Source organism: Butyrivibrio sp. (assembly GCF_024699075.1).
In genome coordinates this window covers 1-12339 of record NZ_JAILQF010000293.1, presented here as the reverse complement: position 1 = coordinate 12339, position 12339 = coordinate 1, and the positions used below count along the sequence as shown (strand labels likewise).

The 12339-nt window shown below is 39.6% G+C and carries 8 protein-coding genes and 1 pseudogene; 2 read left to right on the top strand and 7 right to left on the bottom strand.

Translation table 11 applies throughout. The annotated features are described in order from the left end of the window. Positions 1-639: DUF2264 domain-containing protein (locus K6G87_RS11900; protein WP_296837497.1), on the bottom strand; the 639-nt coding region annotated here is incomplete at its 3' end. A 136-nt stretch (positions 640-775) separates the two neighbouring features. Next, the gene (locus K6G87_RS11895; RefSeq protein ID WP_296837494.1) at positions 776-1915 is read right to left on the bottom strand and encodes a glycoside hydrolase family 88 protein; all 1140 of its coding nucleotides are present in this window, start codon (positions 1913-1915) and stop codon (positions 776-778) included. Between the two features lie 190 nt (positions 1916-2105). Between K6G87_RS11895 and K6G87_RS11890 the strand changes: the two genes are divergently transcribed. Beyond that, complete coding sequence (locus K6G87_RS11890) at positions 2106-2891, top strand: AraC family transcriptional regulator (protein WP_296837492.1); 786 nt, start codon at positions 2106-2108, stop codon at positions 2889-2891. 69 nt (positions 2892-2960) lie between these two features. Here the strand turns inward: K6G87_RS11890 and K6G87_RS11885 are convergent, their stop codons facing one another. From K6G87_RS11885 to K6G87_RS11865, 5 genes and pseudogenes are all read right to left on the bottom strand, one after another. Beyond that, on the bottom strand, positions 2961-4595 hold the full coding sequence (locus K6G87_RS11885; RefSeq protein ID WP_296837489.1) for an LCP family protein: 1635 nt from the start codon (positions 4593-4595) through the stop codon (positions 2961-2963). A gap of 209 nt (positions 4596-4804) precedes the next feature. Next, positions 4805-6274: an alpha-L-fucosidase gene (locus K6G87_RS11880; protein ID WP_296837485.1), complete on the bottom strand. Its 1470-nt coding sequence runs from the start codon at positions 6272-6274 to the stop codon at positions 4805-4807. A gap of 13 nt (positions 6275-6287) precedes the next feature. Then, positions 6288-8273 (bottom strand): glycoside hydrolase family 31 protein, encoded by a 1986-nt coding sequence (locus K6G87_RS11875; RefSeq protein ID WP_296837482.1) that lies wholly within the window; start codon positions 8271-8273, stop codon positions 6288-6290. Between the two features lie 106 nt (positions 8274-8379). After that, positions 8380-10545, bottom strand: a complete 2166-nt coding sequence (locus K6G87_RS11870; protein WP_296837479.1) for a beta-glucosidase — start codon at positions 10543-10545, stop codon at positions 8380-8382. A 218-nt stretch (positions 10546-10763) separates the two neighbouring features. Then, positions 10764-11207 (bottom strand): annotated as a pseudogene (locus tag K6G87_RS11865) (GreA/GreB family elongation factor); the annotation flags it as partial. A gap of 289 nt (positions 11208-11496) precedes the next feature. On the opposite strand from K6G87_RS11865, the gene K6G87_RS11860 reads away from it, so the two are divergent. Continuing rightward, positions 11497-12000 (top strand): GreA/GreB family elongation factor, encoded by a 504-nt coding sequence (locus tag K6G87_RS11860; protein WP_296837475.1) that lies wholly within the window; start codon positions 11497-11499, stop codon positions 11998-12000. The last annotated feature ends 339 nt before the right edge of the window (positions 12001-12339 follow it).

The window sequence follows — 12339 nt, the reverse complement described above, 5'->3', positions numbered from 1 at the left end:
TATCTCATATCCATGCTTATGAAGAAAGGCCATATCAAGCATATTGAAAAGTCGCCAGTTCTGAGGAACAGTCGGATTGTATGCAAAGCTTTTAAGGAATGCTGCTATATCATCTTTTTCCTTATCAGAATACTTGTCCCACACTTCCTCTGCACAGGCATCCAGGCCTATTACAAGAGCACAGGTTTCAACTGTCTGCTGAAATGGTCTTACGGGATCATCAGATGATACTCCGGCGTGGAGCTCTTCATAGGTCCCAACATATGCAGGATCATCTTTGATGCAGCAGCTCTTATAAATCTGATGCTTGTAATAATCTGCAAGCTTTATGCCATTGATCGTAATCTCCGGATCATTGTGGATCATAACTGATCCTATGAAAAAAGATCTGGTGAGTCCTTCAAATATTTCCGCCTTCTGCTCGGCAACAAGAGCATCACCCTTACTTTCCTTATGAGGATAAGTTACATCTGTTTCTTTTCTAGGTACTACTACAGGATGCTCTATAGAATCTATGTGCCTGAAGATTCCTTCAAGCATATATCTTCCGGCATCAAGCCAGCTATCACGTGTAAGTCCTGTATAAGGACTTAACTTAAAATCTGTAAATTTTGGTTCCCATATACTTTTACTATTCATATAAACTACTCCCATCAAATACCTTTGATCAAATACCTTAGATCAAATCTCTATGATCAGATTTCTGTATGATCTCATTTCTATATTTATAGCACTATGATCAGATGACCATGATTACTTATTTATTATCAAGCACTTACCAAATATAAGTTTCTTCACCTGTGATCCTGAATATTGCTTCTATAAGATAGTAGTCTCCGTAGATGATCGGGAACTCATGTTCCTTATCATGATAAGCTGCTGTACAGGATCTAAGTATGTTATCAGTTTCAGGATTCCAGTCGCTGTCATTATCTGTAAGATAGCGAAGGATTCTTTCAGCTGTCTTATCATATTTATCTGCAAGAACCGCAGCACCGTCACAGATATCCTTGCCTTCATTTCTAAGAGTCTTTGCAAGAAGGAGCATACCACTAGCTCCTATAGAAGCTGCGCAGGAATCTGTGTAATCAGGCTCTTTGGGCTGTCTGAAATCTAACGGAATTCTTCCGCTTTCAGGAGTGTTATCAGCAAAGAAGTCTGCACATCTTATTGCAGTTTCAAGATATCTCTTTTGACCTGTATGAAGAAAGCTCATTGTAAAGCCGTACAGTGCCCAGCTCTGACCTCTTGTCCATACTGATCCCTTACCATAACCCTGTCCGCCAGGCTCATCTACAAAGTCACCTGTTTCAGGATCAAATATAACAATGTGTCTGGCTGAGCCGTCATCTCTTACAAAGTGCTTGATCGCAGTATCTGCATGTGTCATTGCTATCTTCTTAAATCTCGGATCACCTGTGATCTCTGTCGCTATATATAAAAGAGGAAGATTCATAAGGCAGTCAATTATTGCCCATCCTGCATTATCTCCCTTTTCATCATTCCAGGCACGGATAAAGCCCGCGGGGTTAAAACGTCCTGCAAGATTAGCTGCTGCCAAAAGAAGTCTGTTATGAGAGTCCTTACTTCCTGTTAGAAGCTCTGAAGCATGAGATGTTGTAAGCCATTTAAAGCCGCTGTCATGGTCCATTCCATTATAATTCATAATGTTACCATCAAGCTTTTCTTCAAGCTCCATGGCCCTGGTCTTATATATTTCTTCTTTGGTTGCTCCGTAAAGCTGCCACATCATTCCGCCCCAGAATCCGTTGGTCCACCAGCACAGATTCTTGTCTGTCCAGTCGTCAAAAACTCCGTTTACTGCTGTATACGGAATTTTATCCCCTATTCTTTTTGCAACAGCAAGCTCCTTTTCCTTGATTTTTAAAGAAATCTCTTTAGCATAGTCCTTCATTTAATAACCACCCTTTCAATATTGTCTGATTCTTGAATACATGATTTTGGTCACTTCATTCAAGAAGTCATTTTTATACTTTGATATCACACTAATAGTCTAGACAATTGACTGATCATATATAATATCTGATAATACTTTATGACTAACATTTTCTGCTTTTTTGATTAATATAAGATGAGGTAAATCTATGTATGAAGTTTTCTACGGAGGCTATAATAAAGTACATCCTAAAGGTTTTATGATGTCCCGCCCAAAAGGTTCTGGTCACTACGTAATCCTGCTTATAAGATCAGGAGGCGAATATAATATAGCAAATGATCATAAGATTGTTCCTCCGGGAAGTGCCGTGATCCTTGATCCCAAGGTCGCCTATTCATATTCCAATCCCAAGGGTCAGTATATAGATGACTGGCTTCACTTTACCTTTACAGGCAGCAACATCATCACAAGAAAGCTCCTTCCTCTTAATACCTTTTTTACCTTAAATGATATAGAAGATCCAGCTACTCTTCTTAGGCAGATCCTCTTCGAGCTGTCCTATACCAAAAACAAGGACATCCAGAAAGACAACATTAATTGCCTTATGAATGTCCTTATAAATCATCTATCAAGTGCCTATGATATGCAAAATGACAAAAGGTATAAAAGCCCCTATTATCCGCAGTTCCAGGCTATCCGCCTAGCGATGCAGGCAGGGCAGCTTGATGACATCAGCATGGAAAAAGCAGCTGATTCCATGTCAATGAGCGTATCCTACTTTCAGCATCTGTACAAAAATTTCTTTGGTATCTCTTATCAAAAAGATGTGATCGGCATGCGGATTGATTATGCCAAAAGGATGGTTAAAACAACTGACAATAAACTGGAACACATAGCAAGACTTTGCGGGTATTCAAATGAGATTCACTTCTACCGCCAGTTTAAGAAAATAACAGGTATGACCCCGGGAGAATATAGAGAATTGAATAAATAAAGCTGTCTGGTAATTTTATTACCAGACAGCTTATATTCATTGTTATAAAAATTTAGCTAACCTACAGACTCAAGGTGTTGTTGTAGTAGTTGCATTTGGATCTGTAACTGTTGTCGTATTAGTATCTGTCGTTGTCACGCCTGTTGTATCTGTAGTAGTACCCGCAGAATCCGTAGTGGTCGCACCTGTTGTATCTGTTGTAGTACCTGTAGCATTTGGATCTGTTACAGTAGTTCCTGTAGTATCTGTAGTTGTTGATCCAGTAGTATCAGTTGTAGTCGTCTGACTATCCTGAGATGATGTTCCGTCAGGATATACGACATTACCTGTAGCAGGATCTGCCATCGCGCCTGTAGGAAGTCCGGTTGCAGGATCAATTACTACTCCTGTATACGGATCATACCAGACTATAGCTCCTGTATTAGGATCTGTCATTGACATAAGTCCTTCATATGGATCTGTAGTCTCTTCCTGCGTATCCTGAGTCGTTGTTGTAGTCTGATCTGTAGTAGTCGTTGTGGTAGTTGTTGTAGTCGTATTACTTGTATATCCCGATACAACATTACCATCTTCATCAAGAGTATATCCTGTATCACTTTGGATCTTCTCACTACACTCAAGTACTTTGGATGATGGTGTATAATCCTCTTCTTCAAAGAGATATTCATGGAGCCATATTACATTAGCTTCAAGAGTAACAGGTACTACACAGCTACCCTTTCTTCCAACGGTAGCACCAACTCTCATGTCAGAAGTTGGTACACCTGATGTATCGACTATACTGTAGCTTGTAATATTAGATACATATCCAAGTATTTCTGATGTAGATAAGGATGTATAAATCTCATCAGTTACTGCATCTATAATAGCATTAAGTTCTGAAAGTGAAGCTTCACTTGCTTCTTCAAATACTTTCTCTAAAACTATTCTCTGCCTTTCAGCTCGCTTGAAATCATCACCTGTTGTATATCTTATTCTGCAATAAGCTGTTGCCTGAAGACCGTTAAGATGCTGATATCCAGACTCAGTAACTTCTATATATTCCTTACCCTGCTGACGAGCCATTATCTTCTGATAATCATTAAGATGCTTGATCTCAGCATCTGTAAGCTCAATATCTATTCCGCCAAGAGCATCGATAACATCTACAAGTCCTTCAAAACCTACTGTAATGAAATCTGTGATATTAAGGTCAAGATTCATATTAAGCATGTTGATAGCCTGAGTCGGACCACCCTGTGCGTATGCAGCGTTAGCCTTATTATATGAATCATTACCAAGATTAAGATAAGTATCTCTGTAAACTGATAAAAGCTTTACTTCTTTGGTTGAATTATTGATAGAAGCAATAAGGATAGTATCAGTTCTGGTGTTGGCTTCAAGCTCACCGGTTCTTGTATCTACACCGAAAAGTGCGATATTGGTATAGCCCTTCATCTGTCCGCTTTCGGTATTGGCCTTAACCTCTTCACTTATGTTCTCCTGAAGATCATCTACTGATATTGATACTCTTTGTACACGATCAATCTTGTTGACAACATACAGGACGACAACTTCGAAAAGGATGACCAGTATCTCAAGTATGATCACTGCCATGCGGATCTTTCTTGATCTGCTTTTCTTAGATGTTTTAGATGCCTTAGAAGAATTGGTATTTTCTTTTTCTTCTATGACATCATTTATTATTTCTTCTTTATTATCCACGATATGACCTCGATTCAAACAAGCCTGATATAACCCAAATGCAAAAGCCTGTTTTACCTGCGCTGCCAAGTCTTAAGAAAAGGACCCGGCTTTTATCATGTTTCTCAATAATTCCGTGATAAACACGGTTTTCTTAAGCTAATTACAAAATGCAATTTTAATATATATAATCACCGAGGTCAAATTTTCGAGGATTATTTTACATTTTTTTAAGAAAAATTAATACGAAAAGCAATCGGATAATCCGACTTAATATCGCAGTGGATGTAGAGTCCGTCCTTCTTGTGTTCAAAGCTTGCACTTCCTCCAAGAGCCTGAACATCGCTTATAACACCTGTATAATGATTCTGGCTGTCTTCTCTGCTTCTTGCAAAGCTCTTTATAAGATAATTGCCATCCTGTGATGCCTTCATTGCTATAGCATACATGTGATCGCCCTTTACAGTAAATCTGAAGTCTTCTGACGTATACTCCTTAGCTGTTTCTGTAAAGTAGCCATCTTCAACCTTGGTAGGTCCTTCTGATGCTCTTTCATATGGCTTGGTCTTATATATAGCTTCGCCGTTAACTTTAAGCCAGCTTCCTATCTCCTTAAGTACTTTAGTCTCTTCATCGCAGATAGTACCATCTCCCTTAGGTCCTACATTAAGAAGAAGGCGTCCGTTCTTTGATACTACATCAACCAGGTTCTCAATTATCTGCTTTGAACTCTTATAGTGATTATCATCTGTGTAGCCCCATGAATTATCACCAATAGCTGTATCTGTCTGCCATATATATGGCTTTGCTTCTGCAAACTGGCCTCTCTCAACATCAGGTATGCCGCAGCCAAAAGGAAGACAGCCATACTTGTAATTAATAACGCCTGTAAGACCAAGACTCTCCATATGGTTGTAATAATATGCCATCATCTTCCTTACATAAGGTCTTGCTGCGCTATGGTGAATCCACCAGTCAAAATACAAAACTCTTGGCGCAAAGCGGTCTATTATCTCAACTGTTCTTGCAAGCCAGTCCTTAAGGAACTCTTCTGACGGAACAGGCTCTGAGAAGGGATCCATCTGGTCTTCACATTCCTTCATGGACGGCCAGTAGATATGTCCCCTTTCTTCCTTGCCTGTCATATCTGAATCAAATTCTCTTGCATGAGACAAAAACCACCAGTGCTCTATTCTATGAGAGGATGTTCCTGCTATCATTCCGTGTTCTCTTATGGAATCCTCCATTTCACCGACCACATCACGCATAGGGCCCATCTCTGCCGCATTCCAGTGAGATATTTTGCTCTTATACATCTGGAATCCGTCATGATGTTCAGCAACAGGTACTACGTACTCAGCTCCTGCCTCTTTAAAAAGATCATTCCATCCGTCTGCACTGAATTTCTCAGCCTTAAACTGTGGTATGAAATCCTTGTATCCAAACTCCTTGTGAGGGCCATGAGCTTTTACATGGTGTTCAAATTCTCTTGTGCCCTGTATATACATTCCGCGTGGATACCATTCATTGGCAAAAGCTGTCTGTGAGCAAACACTAAAATGAATGAAAATACCAAATTTTACATCTTCATACCATTTGGGAACAGGATATGATGCTATTGATTCCCAGGTATCTTTATAAGGACCCTTTTTTATAACTTCATCTATGCGGTCCATTTCTTTCTCAAGATCAAATTCCATGATGCCTCCCTGGTCATGCTCTCTTAAATACCGGAATACTGTCTATAGGTGCTGCTGCCATTACTGTGCATCCGCCGTCATATACTTTGCCATCTCTTATATCTTCCCACTTTCCTTCCGGAAGATATACGTTTCTTTCGCAAACGCCCGCCTTAACTACAGGAGCTACAAGGTATTTGCTTCCGAACATATACTGGTCATCAAGCTCCCAGCACTTTTCATCTTCAGGGAACTCAAGGAACATAGCACGCATAAGCGGAAGTCCTGTTTCATGAGCTTCCTTATTGAGTTCATCAATATAAGGCGCAAGCTTTTCACGAAGCTCGAGATTTTTTTTCATAACATTAAAAACTTCTTCTCCGCAAGCCCACATCTCTGTAGGAGCACCTGTGTGAAGGTATCCGCCGCCATAATCCTTGGTTGTATCAAGCGCAGGTATATTCATAGGTTCGCGGTCGCCGTGGAGACGAAGGATAGGAGTGAATATAGCAAATTCAAACCATCTCTTTGCAAGCTCCTTGTAGTAATCTGTTGTCATATCACCATACATGAATCCTGCAACGTCTGTATTCCACCATGGAATACCTGCAATACCCATGTTAAGACCCTGTCCAACTGCAGACTCAAGAGCTTCCCATGATGACTGGATATCACCATTCCATAAAAGTGTTCCATACTTCTGGGATCCTACCCATCCGCATCTTATCAGTGAAAAGATCTTGTCGTTGCCATCAGCCTTCTGTCCATCGAAAAATGCCTTTGCATAAAGCTTTGGATAGATATTGCTGCAGGAAAGAGCTGTTCCCATGCGGTAACGGTAATTTTCAAAATCATATACACCAAAATCAGGTTCTGCATTATCAAGCCAGAACATATCAATGCCGTAGTCATAATAGTTCTTCTTGCAGACATCCCAGATATACTGGCGTGCTTCGGGGTTAGTGCAGTCGATCTCAACGCAGTCTCCCTGATAATCATAGGTCTGATTAGAGCCATGCTCTGTGCGGATAAGATATCCCTTGTCCCACATCTCATAGAAGTGGATGGACTTCTTATCAACAGAAGGCCATACTGATACGATAACCTTGGTTCCGCCTTCGTGAAGCTCATCTATCATAGCCTTTGGATCCGGCCAGTACTCAGGGTCAAACTGCCAGTCACCCTGTCTTGTCCAGTGGAAGAAGTCGATTACTATTACATCAAGCTTTATACCAAGCTCCTTGTACTTTCTGGATACAGCAAGCACTTCTTCCTGTGTTCTGTAACGAAGTCTTGACTGCCAGAGACCAAATACATCATTTCTGATAATAGGAGCTCTTCCTGTAACCTCTGTATATCTTTCGATAATATCTTCAGGAGTATCCTCAGCTACTATCCAGTAGTCAAGTTCCTTGGTTGCATAAGCTTCAAATTCAGTATAGTTCTTACCAAAAGAAGCTTTACCAACTGCCGGGTTATTCCATAAGAAACCAAAGCCCTTATTTGAAAGAGCAAAAGGAATTGATGTCTGTGAATTACGCTGTGCAAGTTCAAGTACGCAGCCTTTAAGATCCATGTACTTTTGCTGATAGCAGCCCATACCAAAGATCTTCTCATCATCATTGGGCTCAAAGCGCATTGTAAGTCTGTAATCTCCACCTACTATCGGCTTAAAGTTTCTTGCAACAAGCTTAAGGCAGATGCTTTCCTTAGTTACTGAAGGATCATAGTTGTGATAGTACTCTTTAAGGATCTGCTCACCGTTTTTATAAAATGTGATAACACCAGAGTTATTGATATGAGCTGATATATTGCCGTTAGTGATCTTAGCGTGATCATCAGCCTTTTCTATCTGTGCTGTGCCATGATCTACTTCCTCTTCAAGTCCCCAGTCATTGCCTGTAAATTCAGGATACATTGTTGAACGAACACGAAGTGCATTCTTGCCCCAAGGCTCTATTCTTAAGGTCTCCCCTTCTTTTTTGCCAATAAGTATATTTCCATCTTGTATAAAGTACATCTTGTCCTCCTTTTAAAACATATGTTTAATGTTACCTGTTATGTTTATATATTGTTTTAATCAGTACCTGACCATTAAATACTGCTTTTATAATATCTTCTTATGATCAGATGACCATCCTGATGTCACGAGATGATGATCCTATTGCATATTCTACAGATTTATTAAATGACTTTGAGAGCTCTGTCTCATGGTCAAGTTCTATCTGTATCTCAACTTCTCTTTCTTCACCGGCGCGGATGTATACCTTTTCAAAACCCGCAAGCTCCTGGAATACCTCAGCACCTTTTCTTCTTGCATATACCTGAACGATTTCAGAACCTGATACTTTTCCTGTATTTTGTATACAAACGGTAATAACCTTATTGCCATTTGAATCAAGCGACATCTTGGGACTTCTATATTCAAAGCTTGTATAAGACAGTCCATACCCGAATGGGAAAAGAGGCTCTACCTTATCAGTATCATTAAAGCGGTATCCCACCTTGAAGCCTTCTGTATAATGCGCTGTTTCAGGCTCGGGGAATTTGGCAAGAACGTGACTTCCATAATCTTTAAGGTCATGTCCTATTGTCTCTGCAAGCTTGCCTGACGGATTGACATTGCCAAGAATGACATCTGCAAGAGCATTGCCGCCTTCAATTCCGTTATAGTAAGTCCAGATAAGAGCCTTGACCTTATCTGCCCATGGAGTCATGTTTACAGGACTTCCTGCTACCATTACAACTACAAGATCAGGTCTTATCTTAAGAAGCTCTTCTATAAGCTCATTCTGCTCATATGGAAGCTCCATATTGATCCTGTCGATACCTTCAGAATCAAAATCGTGATTGATACCACCTATAAATATTACCTTTTCATATGATGTATCACTTGCCATCGAAAGAGCTTCATCTCTGAGCTTTTTACGAAGAGCAGACAATTTCTCATCAACATTTATAACAGACTGGGTCTTACCGCCTCCGTTTTCAAGCGATGCTTCCTGCCAGTTGGCTTCTGCTGCCTTACGTATAGCATCAAGTCTTTCCCAGTTTGTTCCGCCCTCATCAAAAGCTGAAGGCTCATCTGCCTTAAACCTTGATGTATAGCCCTCTGCATAGTCAACCTTGCAGTTACCACCAATGTGGCTTCTAAGTCCCATAAGAGGAGTTATCTCATAAAGGGCTTTGATCTCAGCTGAACCGCCCGCATTTGAATGAATGCGGTCTCCATTTTCTCCAATGACAAGAACCTTTTTGAGCTTGTCTCTCTTAAGAGGAAGAATATTGTTATCATTCTTAAGAAGGATCACGCTTTCTCTTGCCACATCAAGAGCTACCTGTCTATGCATAGGAGTATTGTAGCTTCCGCACTTACGAACAAAGCCCCCAAGCATTTTAAGACGGTACATAAGAAGAAGCAGATGATAGACTTTTTTATCAATATAAGCTTCATCTATTTCTCCGCTTTCTATCTTCTGTTTAAGCGGATTGGCCATTACATATTCATCAAAATTGTCTTTGACAGACATCTCCAGGTCAAGATCTGATACTGCTGCCTTGTCTGTATTATGTACGCCGCCCCAGTCTGATATTACTGTGCCATCCCACTTCCACTCATCACGAAGGATCTGAGTAAGTAGGAAGGGATTTTCATTACAGTAATCATCTTTATATTTGTTATAGGCACCCATTACGCTATAAGCGCCGCCTTCTTTTAAGACCTTGTGGAATGCCCTGAGGTATATACGTCTTAATACTTCCTCATCAACCTCGGCATTAACTTCAAGTCGCTGAGTTTCCTGATTGTTAAGAGCAAAATGCTTGACGCAGGCAGCAACGTCCCATTCCTGAAGTCCTTTGACAAACTCAGAAGCAAGCTCACCTGTAATATAAGGATCCTCACTAAAATATTCAAAATTCCTTCCGCAAAGGGGAGTTCTCTTTATATTGATTCCTGGAGCAAGACTTATATCCTTGCCTCTTCCTCTGTTCTCTTCTCCTAAAACGCTTCCCATATCTTTGGAAAGACTTCTGTTCCAGGTAGAAGCAAGTGCAGAATTGCACGGAAGATATGTTACCTGATCGCTTGAGTGCTGCATGGGCATCCAGTGGTCAGGCTCAAACTCAGCTCTGACTCCCATAGGCCCGTCAGACATGGTAAGTGCCGGTATTGACAGCCTTTCTACACTACCATTTTGAAAAAGATGAGCGCCGTGAATCATGGCAATCTTATCATCAAGAGTCATCTTACTGATGACAGAACGTATTTCCTCTTTAAAATCTTCTTTCATTAAAATCCCCTCTAGATCCATATATTTATAGTTGCAGGGTTTAAGGTCCCTTATTTTTTATTAAAAGATCTTTATTCTAAAAGTCTTTTATCCTTAAAGTCTCTTATCCTTAAAGTCTTTTATCCTTAAAGTCTCTTATTCTTAAAGTCTTTTATTCTTAAAGTCTCTTAGCTAAAATTACTTAGCTTTAAAGATTCTTAATTTAAAAGTCCCTTAATTTAAAAGTCCCTTAACTTATCGTCCTCTGTAAGATCAGTATTCTCGATCTTTCTGATAACAACATCATAGTTATATTCCTTACTTATAACTATATTGACACGATCTCCTACCTTGTGACCCATAAGTGCCTTTCCAAGAGGAGACTCCACGCTTATAGTTCCCTTTAAAGAATCAGCTCTCATAGTGGTAACTATCTTATACACTTCTTCAACATCATCTTCCTCAACATAGACAGTTACTGTTTTATTGATGCCAACCTGGTCTTCGCTTGAATCATCATCTATTATCTTGGCAGTCTTGATCATTCTCTCAAGGAAGCGAATACGGCTTTCATTCTGATTCTTAGCCTTTTTGGCAGCATAATACTCAAAGTTTTCAGACAGATCACCCTGAGCCCTTGCCTCTTTGACATCCTCAAGAAGCTCTTTCCTTATATTGATCTTTGGCGGTCATTGTGCTGACGAATCCCGGAAATCTATATGCCTTGCCTGCATATAGATAAGCTACTCCCTTTTACTTCTTAATATAATATCGATATATTGAAGAAACGTCAAGAAAGTAAAAAGTAAATGGAATTTCTTTAAATATCTTTAGTTTTTCAGCTAATAAAGTGTTTTTTATCCTGTTGAAAAGGCAATTTTCTTATCATAAAATTAAATGTGGGTTTACAGTGTTAAAAGGCATTTTCTGTCATGCCTTAAAAGTGACAGTAAGAATAAGCGAGGTGGATCTATGCACAACGAACTTACCAAAAAAGACATAGAAGATATGCAGGCTGAAATTGATAACCGCAAGATCAATATAAGGAAAGAGCTTCTTGAGGATGTCAAAGAGGCAAGGGCTCAGGGTGATCTGTCTGAAAACTTTGAGTATTATGCTGCCCAAAAGGCTAAGAATCAGAATGAAAGTCGCATTCGCTTCCTTGAGAGAATGATCAAGACTGCCAAGATAATAGATGATGATTCAAGTGAAGACCAGGTTGGAATCAATAAAACTGTAACTGTCTATGTTGAGGAAGATGATGTTGAAGAAGTGTATAAGATAGTTACCACCATGAGAGCAGATTCTTTAAAGGGAACTATAAGCGTAGAGTCTCCTCTTGGAAAGGCACTTATGGGTCATAAGGTTGGGGACCGCGTCAATATAGTTATAAGTAAGGAATATAACTATGATGTTGTGATCAGAAAGATTGAGAATACTGATCTTACAGAGGACGATAAGCTTAGGGACTTTTAAATTAAGGGACTTTTAAATTAAGAATCTTTAAAGCTAAGAAATTTTAGCTAAGAGACTTTAAGGCTAAGAGACTTTAAGGATAAAAGACTTTAAGGCTAAGAGACTTTAAGGATAAGAGACTTTTAGAATAAAGATCTTTTAATAAAAAAGAAGGGACCTTAAACTCTGCAACTATAAATATAAGGATATAGAGGGGATTTTAATGAAAGAAGATTTTAAAGAGGAAATACGTTCTGTCATAAGTAAGATGACCCTTGATGATAAGAACCCATTACGCTATAAGCGACGCCTTCTTTTAAGACTTTGTGGAATGCCCTTAGGTATATACATCTTAATACT